Annotated in this window: 16 protein-coding genes; 9 read left to right on the forward strand and 7 right to left on the reverse strand. The window is 59.3% G+C overall.

The annotated features are described in order from the left end of the window. Positions 1 to 101: 101 nt before the first annotated feature. The 3 genes from LC334_RS04365 to LC334_RS04375 are packed head-to-tail and all read left to right on the forward strand — an operon-like array spanning position 102 to position 2,121. Positions 102 to 830: a cobalt-precorrin-6A reductase gene (locus LC334_RS04365; protein WP_085799021.1), complete on the forward strand. Its 729-nt coding sequence runs from the start codon at positions 102 to 104 to the stop codon at positions 828 to 830. Continuing rightward, on the forward strand, positions 827 to 1,459 hold the full coding sequence (locus tag LC334_RS04370) for a DNA-3-methyladenine glycosylase family protein (RefSeq protein ID WP_085799022.1): 633 nt from the start codon (positions 827 to 829) through the stop codon (positions 1,457 to 1,459). Before LC334_RS04365 ends, LC334_RS04370 begins: the two co-directional genes overlap by 4 nt. Continuing rightward, positions 1,456 to 2,121 (forward strand): alpha/beta hydrolase, encoded by a 666-nt coding sequence (locus LC334_RS04375; protein ID WP_085799023.1) that lies wholly within the window; start codon positions 1,456 to 1,458, stop codon positions 2,119 to 2,121. The genes LC334_RS04370 and LC334_RS04375 overlap by 4 nt, the downstream gene beginning before the upstream one ends. A 140-nt stretch (positions 2,122 to 2,261) precedes the next feature. Here LC334_RS04375 and LC334_RS04380 read toward each other — a convergent pair whose 3' ends face one another. Beyond that, positions 2,262 to 2,693, reverse strand: a complete 432-nt coding sequence (locus LC334_RS04380; RefSeq protein WP_085799024.1) for a VOC family protein — start codon at positions 2,691 to 2,693, stop codon at positions 2,262 to 2,264. Between the two features lie 167 nt (positions 2,694 to 2,860). Between LC334_RS04380 and LC334_RS04385 the strand changes: the two genes are divergently transcribed. After that, entirely contained in the window at positions 2,861 to 3,445 is a 585-nt protein-coding gene (locus LC334_RS04385) for an HNH endonuclease (protein WP_085799025.1), read from the forward strand. A 12-nt stretch (positions 3,446 to 3,457) separates the two neighbouring features. On the opposite strand, the gene LC334_RS04390 is transcribed toward LC334_RS04385, so the two are convergent. The 6 genes from LC334_RS04390 to LC334_RS04415 all read right to left on the reverse strand — a co-directional run bounded on the left by LC334_RS04390 (position 3,458) and on the right by LC334_RS04415 (position 9,506). Next, entirely contained in the window at positions 3,458 to 4,522 is a 1,065-nt protein-coding gene (locus LC334_RS04390) for an alginate O-acetyltransferase AlgX-related protein (RefSeq protein ID WP_085799026.1), read from the reverse strand. A gap of 6 nt (positions 4,523 to 4,528) precedes the next feature. After that, positions 4,529 to 5,935: an MBOAT family O-acyltransferase gene (locus LC334_RS04395; protein ID WP_085799027.1), complete on the reverse strand. Its 1,407-nt coding sequence runs from the start codon at positions 5,933 to 5,935 to the stop codon at positions 4,529 to 4,531. Between the two features lie 177 nt (positions 5,936 to 6,112). After that, positions 6,113 to 6,631, reverse strand: a complete 519-nt coding sequence (locus LC334_RS04400; protein WP_085799028.1) for a bactofilin family protein — start codon at positions 6,629 to 6,631, stop codon at positions 6,113 to 6,115. Continuing rightward, the gene (locus LC334_RS04405) at positions 6,621 to 7,943 is read right to left on the reverse strand and encodes a M23 family metallopeptidase (protein WP_176237617.1); all 1,323 of its coding nucleotides are present in this window, start codon (positions 7,941 to 7,943) and stop codon (positions 6,621 to 6,623) included. The genes LC334_RS04400 and LC334_RS04405 overlap by 11 nt, the downstream gene beginning before the upstream one ends. A gap of 277 nt (positions 7,944 to 8,220) precedes the next feature. After that, positions 8,221 to 9,024 (reverse strand): ferritin-like domain-containing protein, encoded by an 804-nt coding sequence (locus tag LC334_RS04410; RefSeq protein WP_085799173.1) that lies wholly within the window; start codon positions 9,022 to 9,024, stop codon positions 8,221 to 8,223. Between the two features lie 20 nt (positions 9,025 to 9,044). Further along, entirely contained in the window at positions 9,045 to 9,506 is a 462-nt protein-coding gene (locus tag LC334_RS04415; protein ID WP_085799029.1) for a peroxiredoxin, read from the reverse strand. A gap of 108 nt (positions 9,507 to 9,614) precedes the next feature. Between LC334_RS04415 and LC334_RS04420 the strand changes: the two genes are divergently transcribed. The 5 genes from LC334_RS04420 to lpdA all read left to right on the forward strand — a co-directional run bounded on the left by LC334_RS04420 (position 9,615) and on the right by lpdA (position 17,631). Then, positions 9,615 to 12,998: a YhdP family protein gene (locus LC334_RS04420; RefSeq protein ID WP_085799030.1), complete on the forward strand. Its 3,384-nt coding sequence runs from the start codon at positions 9,615 to 9,617 to the stop codon at positions 12,996 to 12,998. Positions 12,999 to 13,007: 9 nt separating this feature from the next. Next, positions 13,008 to 14,057 carry a tRNA preQ1(34) S-adenosylmethionine ribosyltransferase-isomerase QueA gene (gene queA / locus LC334_RS04425; RefSeq protein ID WP_085799031.1) on the forward strand — a complete coding sequence of 350 codons (1,050 nt, stop codon included), beginning with the start codon at positions 13,008 to 13,010 and terminating at the stop codon, positions 14,055 to 14,057. A 102-nt stretch (positions 14,058 to 14,159) separates the two neighbouring features. Then, positions 14,160 to 15,422 carry an MFS transporter gene (locus tag LC334_RS04430; protein WP_085799032.1) on the forward strand — a complete coding sequence of 421 codons (1,263 nt, stop codon included), beginning with the start codon at positions 14,160 to 14,162 and terminating at the stop codon, positions 15,420 to 15,422. A gap of 103 nt (positions 15,423 to 15,525) precedes the next feature. Beyond that, positions 15,526 to 16,110, forward strand: coding sequence for a DUF924 family protein (locus tag LC334_RS04435; RefSeq protein ID WP_085799033.1), 585 nt, complete (start codon positions 15,526 to 15,528; stop codon positions 16,108 to 16,110). Positions 16,111 to 16,236: 126 nt separating this feature from the next. Continuing rightward, a complete protein-coding gene (gene lpdA, locus LC334_RS04440) occupies positions 16,237 to 17,631 on the forward strand; it encodes a dihydrolipoyl dehydrogenase (protein WP_085799034.1) in 1,395 nt (464 codons plus the stop codon). Positions 17,632 to 17,678: the final 47 nt, after the last annotated feature.

Consider the following 17,678-nt stretch of genomic DNA (forward strand, 5'->3'; position numbering starts at 1 on the left):
GTGCTAGACCCCGGTTGGCCGGGCTGCAAGCGCTATCGCGGCGCAGCGGGGACCAGATGTGATGGCTTGCAACTCGGCGTCCGAGAGGACAAGAACAGCGCATGAAACTACTCTTGCTTGCAGGCACCGGAGAGGCACGGCAGATTGCCCGCGCGCTGGCAGATCAGCGGGTAAATGCCGTGGTATCGCTTGCCGGTGGATCGCGGGCGCAGATCGGCACGGATTTGCCGGTGCGGATCGGCGGATTTGGCGGCAATGACGGCTTTCGCAGCTATCTATCAGCGCATGGCATCACGGCGGTTCTGGACGCGACCCATCCGTTTGCGGCGGGTATTTCGACCCGGACGGCGGCGATTTGCGCTGAACTGGGCCTCTCTCATTGCCAGGTATTGCGACCTGAATGGCGGCAGCAGGCAGGTGACAGATGGAGCTTTATTGACAGTGAAGAAGAGGCCGTTCGGCATATTCCGTCCGGCGCGACAGTTTTTTTGGCGACGGGCCGCCAGACGCTGGATCGTTTTGCCAATCTGGCGGCGTGTACGTTGATCTGTCGCCAGATTGACCCGCCGGACCGCGAGTTTCCGTTTCCGAACGGGCGGTTTCTGGTCGGTCAGCCGCCATTTTCGGTGCAACAGGAAATGGCATTGTTCACAGATTTAGGCGTCGACTGGCTGGTGGTCAAAAATGCCGGTGGAGCAGCCTCGGCCACGAAGCTGACAGCAGCACGGGAGTTGGGGGTCAATGTCGCCATGATCAATCGTCCGGCACAGCCGCGGGTACGGCGGGTGGAAGTTGTGGAGGAAGCGCTGGCATGGGTGGCGGAGCTATGAATGTTGGCCGGATTATTGTGACCGATCTGTGTGTGACCGAAGGCGCAGAGCATCTGTGTGATCTCTGCCCGCGTCTGGCCCATGCTTACGGGCTGACCGGCAAACTGCCCTTGCGACGGCGACCGGACGGGTTTGCCGAACTGCTGAGCGCGATTGTAAGCCAGCAGGTCAGTGTAGCCTCGGCCAGCGCGATCTGGGGCCGGATGAAGGCCGCGCGGCTGACTGGGCCCCGACTGATTGCCCGGGCCAGCGATGACGATTTGCGGGCGGTGGGGTTGAGCCGTCAGAAGATCCGCTATGCGCGCGAACTGTCCAAAGCCGGGATCAATTTCAAGGCGCTGCGCGAGGTGCCCGACGAGCAAGTTATCGCCACGCTGACCCGTGTGCCGGGGATTGGTGTCTGGACGGCCGAGATCTATGCAATGTTTTCGCTGGGGCGGGCGGATGTCTTTGCGCCCGGTGATCTGGCACTGCAGGAGGCGGCGCGCATCCTTTATGATTTGCACGAAAGGCCAGGCGAGAAAGAGCTACGCCAGATGGCGGAGGCGTGGTCGCCGTGGAGATCGGTTGCCGCCCGGATACTTTGGGCCTACTACCGGGTGGCGAAAAACAGGGAAGGGATCAGATGACGCGCGTATTGAAGTCCGAACGCCGCGAGCCGGTGTCGGGAACGACCCGGTCGGTTGTGGTGTTTCTGCATGGCTATGGCGCCAATGGCGCCGATCTGCTGGGGCTGGCTGACCCGCTGGGTGAACATCTGCCCGATACGCTTTTTGTGGCCCCGGATGCGCCCGAAACTATCCCCGGCATGCCGTCCGGGTTTCAGTGGTTTCCGATCCCCTGGATTGATGGGTCGAGCGAGGAAGAGGCGGAGCGCGGGTTGATGGCGGCGTCTGACGATCTCAATGCCTATCTTGATGCGCTTATGGTGGATGAGGATATGCTGCCCGAGCAGGTGGTGCTGTTTGGCTTCAGCCAGGGCACGATGATGGCGCTGCATGTGGCGCCGCGGCGTGAGGATGCGGTTGCGGGGATCGTTGCCTTTTCCGGACGGTTATTGTCGCCGGATTTGCTGAAGGATGAGGTGGTCAGCCGCCCACCGGTGTTGTTGATCCACGGTGACGCGGATGACGTGGTGCCACCGCAATCGCTGCCTCAGGCCGCAGAGGCCCTGCAGGAGGCAGGCTGGCAGGATGTCTATGCGCATGTGATGAAAGGCACCGCCCACGGGATCGCGCCCGACGGGTTGCAGGTGGCGCTGGCCTTCATGAGCGATAAGCTGGGGCTGTAGATTATTTCTTGGGCGGGGGTTTTCAGAATGAGTGCGCTGGCGCGCACGCAGGATATCTCGTCATCCGCCTTCGGCGTCCTCCTCGGGGCGCTTGTGGCGGGCGTGACATGTCCAACCGGCGTTGGAGTTCGTTGTGATGCTCAATCCCAGAGCCGTGGTTCGGCCATTTCGAGCGAATTACCTGCCGGATCACGGAAATAGATCGAACGCGCGCCACCTGGCCAGTGAAAATCCGCTTCGATGGGGATATCCAAGGCGTTGAGCCTGTCGTGCCAGGCCGATATTTCCGCCGCTTCGCAGGCAAAGCAGAAATGACCATGACCATAGGCTCCATGTCCCGGAACGGGCAGGTCGGGGTTGTCCGATCCGGTTACCGTGGCATGCGGATCGAAGATCAGCAAAACGGTGCCGCCGACGCGATAGAAGATGTGCCGCCCCTCGACATGCACGATCTCTTCCAGGCCCAGGAGCGTGCCGTAGAAATGCCGGGCAGCATCGAGATCATCCACGTAAAGCGCCGCCTCCAGAACGGCAGACGGGGCGGCGGCCGCCGGTAGATTATCTTTGGTCATGGGGCCAGTTTACCCCGTTGGTGCCGGTCAGGTCACCCCTTGCGGATAACTGTCACTCAATCCTCACAATTCCATCTTAGCATGATCTCGATATTTGAGGCTTATCTTGGGCTTGCCAGACTCAAAACACGAGATATAGTGGTCTCAATCTCGGGATGGAGCCTTCAATGGACGGTGATTTCAGAACCGAATTTGTCAGGGAACCGGCGGCGTTGAAACATCATCCGGCGCTGGTACTGAATGCCGACTACCGGCCACTGTCGTATTACCCGCTTTCGCTCTGGACCTGGCAGGATGCGGTCAAGGCCGCCTATCTTGATCGGGTGGATATTGTGGCGGAATATGACCACTATGTGCACAGCCCCAGCACAGTGATCCGAATACCGTCGGTGATCGTCCTGAAAGATTATGTGAAACCTCAAAAGCGCGTGGCCTTCACGCGCTTTAATTTATTTCTGCGCGATGAATTCCAGTGCCAGTATTGTGGTGCAAGGGGCGATCTGACCTTTGACCATGTGGTGCCGCGTGCCGATGGCGGCGTGACCAGCTGGGAAAACGTTGTCGCGGCGTGTAGCCCGTGCAACCTGCGCAAGGGGGCAAAAAGCCTGCGCCGTGCCGGGATGAGCCTGCGTAAACCGCCCCGGGCCCCAGGTGCCGAGCAACTGCGCAATCTGGGCCGCAAGTTCCCACCCAACCTCTTGCATGAAAGCTGGATGGATTTCCTTTATTGGGATGCGGAACTGCAGGCGTGACGCGTGCGCCGTTTAGTTGTGCGCGGCGACGGGCGTGAATGGCCTGCTGAGATAGCGTTCGACCACCTGATAGACCACGACATCATATTTGCCGGGCTCGATCGCAGCGAGATCGGGTTCGCCCGCGCGGTTGTCGATGAAAGTGACCGTGTCAAAGGTGGCTTCGAGATATTTCAGGAAGCGCCCGGCAAAACTATCTCCGATGAAAAGGATCGAGCCAGCTTTTGGACCGATCTTTTCGTCGTCCACGGTCAGGGTCAGGACGGTTTCGGGCGCCCCGTTTTCTTCGCCTAGCAGGCGGTAGAGATCACCCTGGAACGTACTGTCTTTCGTAGGAACGAGCGCGGTGCGGGGGATATCGGGTATGGCCAGCCCGCGTGCGGCGAGGGCGGATCGCAACCGGGTGAACCCCAGGTAGGCGCCCATGTCGGTCCAGTGGCTGTCGGTTTTGAAATACACCTGTTCCGACGACCTGGCGTCGCTTAAGACTTGCGTCAGGTCAATCAGGGGCACCCCGCGTTCCTCGGCTAGTCGCTGGACTTCGCCCAGACGGGTTTCTCCCGCTGCTTGTCGCGGGTAGGCGGTTAGATAGTCGGCATAAATGCTGTGCTTATTGGGGGTGATCATCGCCACGAACTCTGCGCCGGAGGCTTCGGCTGCGTTCTGCACCTGTGTCAGCCCGTCAAGCCAAGTATCAGCCTCGCCGGCGGCGAAGGGAAGCAGGCCCTGATGCAGCGCCAAGGCGCCGTTGAGCGTGTTGAAAAGCCAACCGTCATCCCCCCGCACCGCTTTGAAGGATGCCGAGGAGCGCAGGAAGGTATCAAGGTGGAAGCCAAGCTTGAGATAGGCGCGGCGCAAACCGAAATGGTCGCGCATCCAAGCGTTGGCTAATTCCGGGGCGCCCGTCCAGTTGCTGGCGATGTCCGACAGCATCGGGGCGGGTGACAGGCGCCGGTTCTCGACCGCGCTGTCCGTCGGGCCGCCCTTGGCGAGGTGAAGCACCATTGGCGTGGCTATCAGCACGATGAAGCAAAGTGCCGTGATCAGGTTGCGGAAGGCGTCTATGCGGTAGCCCATGTCCGGTCAGAACCTGAAATAGATGAAAGGGTTATACGAACCGGTCGCCAGATCCGCCGCGCAGAGGATCAGAAGCGCGGCAACCCAGATCGGCTCGAACGCGGTGCGCGGCACTGGATGGCTAAGAGCTGTCGAGCGGGCCGACACCCAGCGGGCTGCCCGGCTTTCGGTGATGAGAGGCCAGATCGCGACCACAAGACCGAGGGGAAACAAAATGGCAAGATCGGCGGAATAGACATCCGCAAAACCGATACCCCCGGATCCCTGACCGGCAAGCGCTGACCAGTAGGTGAGTGCATCGCCCAGATCCTCGGTTCTGAAGGGAACCCAGGCCAGCATGACGACCAACAGCAGGTAGCAATGGCGCAACGGATTGGGCAATCCGGTGATCCATGCGCCCAGGGGGCTACGCTCCAGCACCAGAAAAGCCCCGTGCCAGGCGCCCCAGAAGATAAAGGCCCATTCGGCCCCGTGCCAGAAACCGCAGAGCAGGAACACGATTGTCAGGTTCAGGTAGGTGCGGGTTGGGCCCAGACGATTGCCGCCGAGCGGGATGTAGAGATATTCGCGAAACCAGCGCGAGAGCGACATATGCCAGCGCCGCCAGAATTCGGTCACCGACCGCGCGACATAGGGAAAATTGAAGTTCTCGGGGAAATCAAAGCCCATCATCCGGCCGAGCCCAAGTGCCATGTTCGAATAGCCCGCAAAATCGAAATAGATTTGCAGCGTATAGCACGCCAGCCCCAACCATGCCGCACCAGCACCCAGCTGGGCCAGTTCGGCCCCAAAGGCCGCGTCCGCAGCCGCGCCAAAGGCATTGGCAAGCAGGATTTTCTGCGCCAGCCCACGGGTGAACTGGCGCGCGCCGGAGGCGAAGCGATCCAGGCTGTGGGTACGGCCCCGGATCTGTTCGGCAACGGTGTGGAACCGGACGATCGGTCCCGCAATCAGTTGCGGGAACATCGAGATGAAAAGTGCGGTGTCGAGCCAGCGTTCGGGCGCTTGCGCATCGCGGCGATAAATGTCGACCAGGAAACTGATGGCCTGAAAGGTATAGAAGGAGATGCCAAGCGGTAGGTGCAGATCGAGTGGCGCAACGTCTTCGGTGCCTGTTATGCCCAGTAGGATCTCGGATAGGAAGCCTGCATATTTGAACACGGCCAAAGCCGCCAGATTGACAGCAACCCCGAGGGCGATAAGTCGAATGCCGCCATGCTGGGCCAACGCTCGCGCCAGCACATGGTTCACGGTGATCGACGCCAGAAGCAGCAGGATGAATATCGGTTCACCCCAGGCGTAGAAGATCAGACTGCCCAGCAGAAACACGAGATTTCGAAACGGCAGCATGAAATACAGCGCCAGAAAGCAGGGCAGGAAATAAAACAGAAAAGGAATGGAAGCGAAGGTCACGTGATTAGGCGCCGCATGGAAGCTCTGGGTCGGGAGGTCGCAAGCGCAGTCTTATCCGTGCATATCAAGCCTGACAATCGTCAACTGCGGACGGGCGGGCTGGTTGTCGGGCGACGGGGTATCAAAAAAGCACCGCTGCCGGGGCAGGGTGCTTTTCTGGATTTCAGGCTATCGGGGTCAGGCTTTTTGTGCCGCGCCCGGTGCTTGCTGCTGCGGCTTGGCGCCAGCCTTGGCATTTAGCGGATCGTCCTGACGTTGGACCGATCCTTCGAAATGGGCGCCGGATTCGATAGCGATGGTCTTGTGGATGATGTCGCCTTCGACACGCGCGGTTGACGTCAGGCGGACCTTGAGGCCACGCACGCGACCCACGATGCGACCGTTTATCACCACGTCATCGGCAATGATCTCGCCTCTGACGGTAGCACCTTCACCAACGGTCAGCAGATGCGCACGAATGTCGCCCTCGACCGTGCAGTCGACCTGTACGTCACCGGTGGTCTTGATGTTGCCGGTCATATGCAGATCAGATGACAGCACCGATGCCGGTGGTTTGGCTTTCGGCGTGCTTGGCTTGAAATCGCCGCTTGGGGCGGCGTCGGATTTGTAGGCGTCGGGCTTGCGTTCCGGCGCGGCAGGTTTGCCCGCTTCATCAGGTTTAGCGCCGGGTTCGTTGATTTTGCTCTTAGAAAACATCTCTTGCAGCCTTGATATAGATCATTGGATTGACGGCTTTGCCGCCGACACGGATTTCATAGTGTAGATGCGTGCCGGTGGAACGTCCAGTGTTCCCCATAGCAGCTATCTTCTGCCCGCGCGAGACCCTCTGGCCTTTTTTCACAAACACTTTCGAGTTATGCGCGTAACGTGTCTCGATGCCGAACTCGTGCTGGATTTTGACCATGATGCCGTAACCCGACTGCCAGTCCGCATGAGTCACGACACCATCAGCGGTTGCATAGATCGGAGTGCCGTGCGAGGCGGCGAAATCCGTTCCTTTATGCATCCGTCCCCACCGCATCCCAAATCCCGAGGTGAAGCGGAATGCATTTTTGACCGGAAGGGCGAAAGGCGCCTTTTGAGCCGCGATACGATAGAGGTTCAGATCGTCCATCCGATCAAGCAGTCGGTTGGCGCGCAAGGTATCCTGCGACGGCTCTTCGCCACGGGTTGAAAAAGTCAGCGGGGTCAACGGCCCGCCGCGGCCCGAATAGCCGCGCCGCACCTGCGCCAGCAGCTGGTCGGTGTCCATCCCGGCGGAACGGAACATCTTGTCGAGCGGTTCGACCGAAATTGTCATCGCCTCTTCCAGTTGGCGGAAGATCTGATCGTTCTTGTCCCGCATCAGCTTGATTTCTTCGGCCATCAGATCAGCCTGCACCAGCGCATCCTGTGCATCGGCAATTACCTGATCACGCTCCTGCGCGGTTTCTTCCAAAGCGGTGGTCAGGAACGACAAGGCGCTGTCGTCGGCGCCATCTTCCACCTTGACAGCGGTGGTTTCAGACTGCGCGCTGTCCAGTGTTCCAACAACTTCAGCCAGTTCCTGACGCGCCTCTTCGCGTTCTTTCATCGTGCGGCGCAGGGTGGACTGGATGACATCAATCCCGGTTTCCATTTCCCGGCGGCGGATTTCCGAAGCCAGAAGCTCGGACTGCATCACCGAAATCTGCGCCAGGGCTGAATTGAAACGTTCTTGCGCCGCAAGCGCCTCTTCGGCGCGCTTGTCGCGCTCGGATGACAAGGCATTCAGCCGGGCCTCATATGTTCGCTGATCGCGCTTCGCCTGCTCGCGGAAATTTCCGGATCCGATACTGTCCATCAGCAAAACCGCGGTCGCAATAATTGCCCAGGCAACGATCGCGGACGCACCAAGGAAGGCTATGAGCTGGGATTCTGATCGAAGCCGGATGAACCGTGTATCGGTATCTGACCGCAGGAAAACGCGTCGCTCCGGAAAATGCCGCTCGAGCAGCGCGTGAAATTTAATCGCGATCCTTGTCCGCAAAAACCCGTCCCTTAGATAGTGTCCCAAACCCTTCGACCGCGCACATTATTGGTTGTTTTATTGGCGCGTTGGAAAGTGATTAACCACCGGTTTCCCGTTGGGCAAGATTTTTGACCAGGAGCCTGGGAGAAATGGGCAGATTGTTGCTTTGACGGCAAAAAATCGCCGATTTGCGCGAGGTTGCCCGGGTCGGTTTGCGCAAATTCACCACACCGTTGTCTTGGAATTGCCGAGTTCATCTACGTGTTGCGCCGATTCAGCCCACAGCCTAGCTGGATCAGTTCTTGACGGGGGATGACACGGTCAGCGGCCAGTAGAAATCTGGTGGCAATCCTGCCTCGGCGCGTTTTTCTTCGTTGAAGGGCGGCTTGAGCGGGCCGTGAAAGTAGCGCCTTACCAGATCGTGGAACGCGTCTTTCGGATCGGCATCATGCCGTCCGCAAAGAAAGTGGAACCATTTCGAGCCGTAGGCGACGTGCCCCACTTCTTCGGCGTAGATCACTTTCATCGCGGCTACGGATTTTTCATCTCCGGCGCGCTCAAAGATCTCGATCATGCCCGGTGTCACATCAAGCCCGCGCGCCTCGAGCACCATCGGCACCACGGCAAGCCGGCCCATGAAGTCCTCGGCGGTGTCCTCGGCGGCGCGCCACATTCCCGCATGAGCTGGCAGATCACCGTAGAAGCTGCCATTCGCTTCAAGACAGTCGCATATCAAGTTGAAATGATTGGATTCTTCATCGGCCGCCTTTACCCAGTCATCAAAATAGCCAACCGGCATCGGCACGTTGGCGAAGCGTGCGATGATGTCCCAATGCAGATCGACAGCGTTCAGTTCGATATGCGCCACCGCATGCAAGATCGCGATGCGGCCCTTTTCGCTGCCGGGTCTGCGACGCGGAACATTTCGCGGGTCCAGCAATTCCGGCCTGTCGGGCCGTGCCGGACGATCAGGCGGGATGGCGCGACCGATGGAAATTTCATCACCCGCGGCCCGGGCCGCGAACCAAGCCTTGGCATGGGCGCGCGACAGGGCGGTTTTTGCACGGCCATCAGCGGTGTTCAGCACCTCGACAGCCATCTCGCTGAGACTTTGGGCCGTCATACTGCCTGCGCGGCGTCCAGCACGGCTTCGGCATGGCCGGGTACTTTCACCTTGCGCCAGACTCGTGCGATCTGACCTTCGCCGTCAATCAGGAAGGTCGAGCGTTCAATGCCCATGAATTTCTTGCCGTACATGTTCTTTTCCTTCCAGACGCCGTAGCGTTCGCAGACGTCGCCATCTGCATCCGACAAAAGCGTCACGGTCAAATCATGCTTGTCGCGAAACTTATCATGGCTGGCGATACTGTCCTTGGAGATACCCAGCACCGTCACCCCCGCTTTGGCAAACGTATCCATCATGCCGCTGAAGGCGATCGCCTCTTTGGTGCAGCCCGAGGTGTCATCGCGGGGATAGAAAAACAAAACCACCTTTCCGGGGCGCAGAGAGGACAGTAAGACCTCACCACCGCGATCGCGAGGAAGTGTGAAATCGGGGGCAAGATCTGTGGTATCCGGCATGCTATCTCCTGTAGTGTTGAAAAAGTGAGTTTCATATTAGATCGCGAGCGGCAAGAATAAAGCGATGAGGCAATTAAGACCGGCAATCCGCCGGTCATTCCGGAAAAGATGAGCGCGAAACAAGATCAAGAATCACGCGAAGAGCGCCGAAGGCGTTTCTGGCCCCGGCTGTTGCTGGGGTTGGCGGTGTTGCTGGTTGTAGCGGGCATTGCAGCAATGTCGCTTGTCGGTACGCAGATCACGGCGCCTGTATGGGTAAAACAGAAGATTACCGAGCGGATCAATGACGGTCTTGGCGATCACCAGATCTCGTTCGGGGAAGTTGCTGTGGTGATGCAGGAAGGCTGGAAGCCCCGCCTTTTCCTGCGTGATGTGCGGGTATCCGACGCGCAGGGGGCACCGCTGGTAAATCTTGCCGATGTCGCTGGCACCGTAGCGCTGAAACCGCTGATGCAAGGACAGTTGCAACCCGCGTCGATCCAGTTGAACGGTGCACGGCTGATTCTGCGCCGCGCGGCTGACGGGACTGTCGATCTGGCACTGGGCGACACAGGATCGACACTGGATCAGGCCACAGGATTTGCCGGTCTGGCCGAGGATCTGGAGCTTTTCCTGGCGCGGCCCCAATTTGCGTCGCTTACGCGGATCAGTGCTGAAAACCTGTCGGTGCAGTTTGATGATCAGCGCGCCAAACGGGTATGGGCGGTCGATGGCGGACGGCTCAACCTGTCGCGCAGTGGCGATAGCCTGACCATGCAGGGCGATTTTGCGCTGTTGGGCGGTCGCGATTACGCTACTACCCTGGCACTGAGCTATAGCGGCCACATCGGCAGCCCCGCCGCTGAACTGGGCATCAATTTTCGGGATATGGCGACCGACGATATTGCCGGTCAATCCCCCGCGCTGGCCTGGCTTGGGGCGCTAAAGGCGCCGATTTCGGGCGCGTTACGGGCCTCGGTTGATCCTCAGGGCGCGCTTGGCCCGCTGAATGCGACCCTGAACATAGGCGCGGGTGTGGTGCAGCCAACCGCGGCGACCGACCCGATCGCCTTCACCTCGGCACGCAGTTATTTCACCTACGATCCCGCCAGCCAGACCATGCAGTTCGATGAATTGTCCGTGGTCAGCGATTGGGTCACAGCCCGCGCCGAAGGCCGCGCAACGCTGGTGGGCATCGAAGCTGGCCTGCCGCGCGAAATACTCGGGCAGATGCGGGTCACACAGATCGACGCCAACCCACTGGACCTTTACCCCGAAACGGTTTCGCTGGAAGGGGCAAGTATGGATGTGCGTCTGCAGATCACACCGTTTCTGTTGTCACTGGGCCAGCTCAGCCTGAGCGATCAGGGCAGCACCTTCGTGATTGGCGGGGAGTTCAGGGCCGAACCGGGCGGATGGGGGCTGGCGCTTGATGGTCAGATGGATGCGCTGACGCCCAAGCGCCTGCTTGAGCTTTGGCCGCGATCCCTGGCGGAGGGGACGCGCAGTTGGATTGAGCAGAATGTGACAGAGGCCGATCTGAAGAAAATCCAGGTGGCCCTGCGGGTGCAGCCCGAGCAGAAACCGGAGGTGTTTCTGGGCTTCGATTTCGATGGTCTTGCAACGCGGTTCATGAAAAAAGTGCCCCCGATCAAGGATGCCAGCGGCCATGCGTCGCTCAGGGATAACCGGTTTTCCATCACCACCAACAGCGGCCAGGTAACCGCAGCCGAGGGCGGCAGGATCGACATTTCGGGCACCAGCTTCATAGTGCCGGATGTGCGCGTCAAAAACGGCCCGGCGCGTGTCCGGCTGCATACCTCAAGCACGATTTCCGCAGCACTTTCGCTGTTGGATGAAGAACCGTTTCGCGTGATGCAAAAAGCGAACCAGCCGGTAACGATCGCGGATGGGCGAGCGCGGATTTCCGGCCAGCTTGATTTTCTGCTGAAGAAAAAGCTGAAAACATCGGAAGTAGCGTTTGATGCTACCGCTGTCCTGAACGGCGTACGCAGCGAAACCCTTGTTCCGGGTCGGGTGATCTCGGCGGCGGAACTGATGGTCTCGGCCAATAACGAGGATCTGAAAATTGGTGGCTCGGGGCAGATCAGCGGCGTTCCGTTCACCGGTCAATGGCAATCAGATATCGGTCCAAGTGCGGATGGCACCAGCAGGTTCAGGGGCCAGATCGAATTGTCCGAACGCTTTGTTGATGCGTTTCGGATCGGCCTGCCTCCCGGCGCGATCTCGGGTGGAGGACTTGCGGATATCACAATCGAGCTGGCGCGGGGCGCGCCGGGGCGTTTTTCGCTTTCGTCTGATCTTGCCGGGGTCGGGCTCAGGCTTCAGCAGTTGGGCTGGTCTTTGCCTCAGGCGTCTAGTGGCAATCTGATCGTTGCGGGCGAGCTTGGTGAGCCCCCGTCAATCGAGACGGTCAGCTTAAAGGCCGGGGGCCTTGATGCTCTGGGCACGGTTCGCCTGCATCCAGGCGGAACGCTTGATCGGGCGTCATTTTCGCGGGTCAAGCTGGGCACCTGGCTGAATGCACCGGTCGATCTGGTCGGTCGCGGGGCAGGGGCCGCGCCGGCGGTGCAGGTTCGCGGTGGAAAAATCGACCTTCGCCAGACCACGATCGGTGGAGGCGACGGCGGCACGGCGCAGCGTAATGGCGGCGGCCCGGTGTCTCTGGTTCTGGACAGGCTGCAGATTTCGGACGGGATCGCCCTGACGGATTTCCGCGCTCAACTGAACATGTCACGCGGCATGGACGGCACGTTTACCGGACGGATCAACACTGGGGCGCTTGTTAGTGGCCGTGTGGTTCCGCAAAGTGGACGCCATGCGTTTCGCATTCAGTCGGACAATGCCGGTGCGGTGATGGTCTCGGCCGGGCTCTTGCAGAATGCGCGCGACGGCAAGATGGACCTGGTCCTGACGCCCGCGAAGGAAAAGGGCAGCTATAACGGCCGTCTGGGCATCGACGATTTCCGCATTCGCGACATCCCATCTATGGCGGCGCTGCTCAACGCGGTCAGCGTCATCGGTATACTTGAGCAATTGCAGAGCGACGGTTTGCACTTTAGTCGCGTCGATGCGGAATTTCACCTCTCGCCGGATCGCGTAACGCTGATCGAGGGCAGCGCAGTGGGCGCGTCACTGGGGATATCAATGGACGGCTACTATTATATGGCAAGCAAACAGATGGACATGCAGGGCGTGTTTTCGCCAGTCTATCTGGTGAATGCGATTGGCGAGTTTTTCACTCGCAAGGGCGAAGGCCTGTTCGGATTTACCTACACGATCAAGGGGTCGGCCGAGTCGCCTGCGGTGTCGGTCAATCCGCTGTCGGCGCTGACACCGGGCCTGTTCAGGGAGCTTTTTCGCCGTAATCCCCCCAAAGTGCGTCGCGATCCTGGCGCAGGGCAATTGACCCTGCCCGCATCGGAGGAGGGCCAGAAACCTGCCACGACCGAGCCCCCCCGCCAACAGAACAATACCGCCAGGGACCGCTAGGACCGCACCATGAAGCTTAGTGATTTCGATTTCGATCTGCCCGACGGGTTGATCGCGACGCGTCCGGTAAAACCGCGCAGCGCGGCGCGCATGCTGGTTGCCGAGGGCGGTCACATCGCAGACGCGCATGTGCATGATCTCGGGCGGTGGTTGCGGCCGGGTGACCGGCTGGTGCTGAACGACACCAAGGTGATTCCGGCCAGATTGACGGGCACGCGCAGGCGCAGTGGGCCGCAGGGTGATAGTACCGCGCGGATTGAGGCCACCCTGTTAGATCCTGGAGCAGACGGCAGCTGGACAGCACTCATCAAACCTTTGAAAAAGGTGCGTGAAGGGGAAGAAATCCGGTTCAGCGCTGACCTGTCTGCCATTCTCGTAGCTAAAGCGGATGGGCGGGCGTTGCTCCATTTTAACTTAACGAGTGACGATTTCGATGCGGCGCTGGCGCAGGCTGGTGCTATGCCGCTGCCGCCTTATATTGCCGCCAAACGCCCGGCGGATGCGCAGGACAAGACCGATTACCAGACGGTATTTGCCCGCAATCCGGGCGCGGTCGCTGCGCCGACCGCCTCATTGCATTTCGACGAAGCCCTTCTGCAGGCGTTGACCAGGCAGGGCATCTCTTTCACCCATGTCACGCTGCATGTGGGGGCGGGGACCTTCCTGCCGGTGAAGGTCGAGGATGTGACCACCCACAAGATGCATGCCGAATGGGGTGAGGTAAGCGCGCAGGCCGCCGCAGAAATTGCCGCCACCAAAGCCGCCGGAGGCCGGGTCATCCCGGTCGGCACCACCGCTCTGCGCCTGATCGAAAGCGCCGCACGCGATGGTCAGATTACGCCGTGGCAGGGGGAAACCGATATCTTCATCTACCCCGGTTTTGACTTTAACGTCGCCGACGCCTTGATGACCAATTTCCACCTGCCGCGTTCCACCCTGATGATGCTGGTTTCGGCTTTGATGGGGCAAGACAGGATCCGGCAGATTTACGCCCATGCAGTGGCGCAGGAATATCGGTTTTTCTCCTACGGTGACGCTTCCTTGTTGATCCCCGGATAAAACACTGTCACGGGAGCGAAAAGCGACCTCAGATGAGTCGCTCCGACATATGACAACGCGGTTTCGCAGCGTAGGCTGACGGGAACACACAGGAGTTCCGCGATGATCAAGGTGCTATCGGGTGCTTGGCCCCTGCTTCTGGGCATGATGCTTTTGCAGGTCGGTAACGGGCTTCAGGGCACGCTGCTTGGTGTGCGTGGTGAAATCGAAGGGTTTTCAACTTTCTCGATGTCGCTGGTCATGTCAGGGTATTTTCTAGGCTTCCTGTTCGGATCGAAAATGGCGCCCGAACTCATCCACCGGGTGGGGCATGTCCGGGTCTTCGCGGCACTTGGATCGCTGATTTCCGCAATACTGATCCTCTATCCGGCGCTGACCTCGCCCTGGGCGTGGGTACTTGGCCGGGTTCTGATCGGTTTCTGCTATTCCGGCGTCTACGTGACAGCGGAAAGCTGGCTCAACAACTCCTCGTCGAATGAAACAAGAGGCCAGGCGCTTTCGCTTTACATGATCATGCAGATGGTTGGGATCGTGTCGGCGCAGGGCATCATGGTGCTGGCCGATGCGTCAGGTTACGTGCTTTTTGTCATCGCGTCCGTTTGCGTATCGGTGGCCTTCGCACCGATTCTTTTATCGGTCGCACCAACGCCCGCCTATGACACAACCAAACCCATGAGTCTGCGGGAGATCCTGCGCATTTCACCTCTGGGCTGTGTTGGCATGCTGCTGCTGGGCGGTGTGTTCTCGGCCCAGTTTGGCATGGCGGCGGTTTACGGCGCCGAGGCCGGCTTGAGTGTCGGGCAGATTTCGATCTTTGTGGCCACTTTCTATGTGGCCGCATTGTTCATCCAATATCCGCTCGGGTATCTTTCTGACCGGATGGATCGCCGCGTGCTGATCATGGCGGCAGCTGTGGTCGCCGGGGTCGGGGCGTTTGTCGCGATGATCCTGGGCGCCTATTTCCCGCTCTTGCTGGTGGGCGCCTTCCTGATCGGTGGTACTACGAACCCGCTCTATTCGTTGCTGATCGCCTACACGAACGACTTCCTTGAACCCGACGACATGGCTGCTGCGGCAGGCGGTATGGTCTTTATCAACGGGTTGGGTGCTGTTGCCGGGCCCGTGGTCACCGCATGGGTCATGGGCGCGATTGGCGCACACGGCTTTTTCCTCTTTATCGGGTTGCTGATGTTCACCATGGCCGCTTATGCCGCCTACCGGATGACCCAGCGTGCGGCGCCTTCGGTCGAGGATACGGACAGCTATACCTGGGTTGCACCTTCGGCCTCGCCCATGGCGGTGGCTTTTGCGCAGGAATACGATCTTGAAACCGCCGAAACCGAAGCGGAAGAGGCGAATGAGTAACACTCAACTCAATATGTCGTCCCGTAGCATTTCTTTACTACCGGGTTTTGTAACAATTGAGTTAACGTGAAATTGTAAATCATAGGAAATCAAGGAGAAACCTATGGTCGCGCCCGACGATGTATTGAGTTTTTGGTTAGATGATGTTGGACCGGCGGGCTGGTACGAAAGCGTACCAGAGCTGGACCAGAAGATTCGGGACCGTTTTGAAGAAGCCTGGCATGATGCTCGCGAGGGCAGATTTGGCCTCTGGCTGACATACCCCTCAGGTACGCTTGCCTATCTGATCCTGATGGATCAATTCCCCCGCAACATGTTCCGTGGCAAGGCCGAGGCTTTTGCAACTGACCGACATGCGCTGGCCGCAGCCAAGGCAGCCATTCACCGCAAATGGGACATGCGGATAGACGAGCCAGCGCGGCAGTTCTTTTATCTGCCGCTGATGCATTCCGAGAACCTCTGTGATCAGGATCGCTGTATCCGGTTGATCTGCGAACGGATGCCGAAATATGGACCCAGCAACCTGCTGCATGCCCGCGCCCATCGCGAGGTGATCCGCATGTTCGGCCGATTCCCTTATCGTAACAAGGCACTTGGTCGCGAATGTATCGCCGTTGAAAAGGAATATGTCGCCTCTGGTGGCTATGCCGAAACCCTGCGCGCGCTGCAGGCGGCCGACGCCGCCTGAGCAAGGCTCTGACATTATTAATGCTTTGGATGCGCCGTGGCGAAATGCTGCGCGCGCAAATTGCTGCGTTGCTGCGTCTGCAAAGATAGTTTAATATCAAACTAAATTTAAATTTCGGAGAATCTCATGGCGTCCAAATCCTTTGATATGATCGTGATCGGGGCGGGCCCCGGTGGGTATGTGGCGGCCATTCGCGGCGCCCAGAACGGGCTGAACGTCGCGATTGTCGAACGCGAACACATGGGCGGTATCTGCCTCAACTGGGGTTGTATCCCGACCAAGGCGCTGCTGCGCTCGTCCGAGGTTTTTCACCTGATGCACCGGGCCAAGGAATTCGGCCTCAAGGCGGATGGCGTAAGCTATGATCTTGACGCCGTGGTCAAGCGCTCGCGCGGCGTGGCCAAGCAGCTTAATGGCGGGGTGGGTCATCTGCTGAAAAAGAACAAGGTCACCGCTTTCATGGGCGAGGCCACGCTGCCTGCGAAGGGCATGGTAAGCGTCAAGACGGACAAGGGCACTGAAGAACTGACGGCCAAGAACATCGTGCTGGCCACCGGTGCCCGTGCGCGCGAATTGCCCGGGCTCGAGGCCGACAGCGATCTGGTTTGGACCTATAAGCACGCGCTCTTGCCTCCGAGGATGCCGAAAAAGCTGCTGGTCATCGGATCTGGCGCCATTGGCATCGAGTTTGCCAGTTTCTACAACACGCTCGGTGCCGACACGACGGTGGTCGAGGTGATGGATCGAGTGCTGCCGGTCGAAGATGCCGAGATTTCCGGTCTGGCCAAGAAAGCCTTTACGAAGCAGGGCATGAAGATCATGGAAAAAGCCATGGTCAAGCAGCTCGATCGTGCCAAGGGCAAGGTCACCGCACATATCGAGGTTGGCGGCAAAGTCGAGAAACAGGAATTCGATACGGTGATTTCCGCTGTGGGTATCGTCGGCAATGTCGAGGGGCTGGGGCTTGAAGGGCTGGGCGTCAAGGTTGACCGCACCCATGTTGTCACGGACGAGTTTTGCCGCACCGGTGTTGACGGGCTCTATGCGATTGGCGACATCGCCGGCGCGCCCTGGCTGGCGCACAAGGCCAGCCACGAAGGCGTGATGGTGGCCGATCTGGTCGCCGGAAAACACGCCCATCCGGTCAAACCTGAAAGCATCGCTGGCTGCACCTATTGCCACCCGCAGGTCGCAAGTGTTGGACTGAGCGAGGCCAAGGCAAAAGAAGCGGGCTATGACGTCAAGGTTGGCCGCTTTCCTTTCATCGGCAATGGCAAGGCAATTGCTTTGGGCGAACCCGAGGGGCTGGTAAAAACCGTTTTCGACAAGAAAACCGGTGAGCTTCTGGGCGCGCATATGATTGGGGCCGAGGTGACCGAGCTGATCCAAGGGTACGTTGTGGGTCGACAGTTGGAAACTACCGAAGAAGATCTCATGAACACCGTCTTCCCGCATCCCACGCTGTCTGAAATGATGCATGAAAGCGTGCTTGATGCTTATGGCAAGGTTATCCACATCTAAGCCGGGATCGAAGAATCCGACTTACCGACATCTGATACCCTCCCTGC

It is taken from the genome of Roseovarius aestuarii, from assembly GCF_019966515.1.
GTDB lineage: Bacteria > Pseudomonadota > Alphaproteobacteria > Rhodobacterales > Rhodobacteraceae > Roseovarius > Roseovarius aestuarii.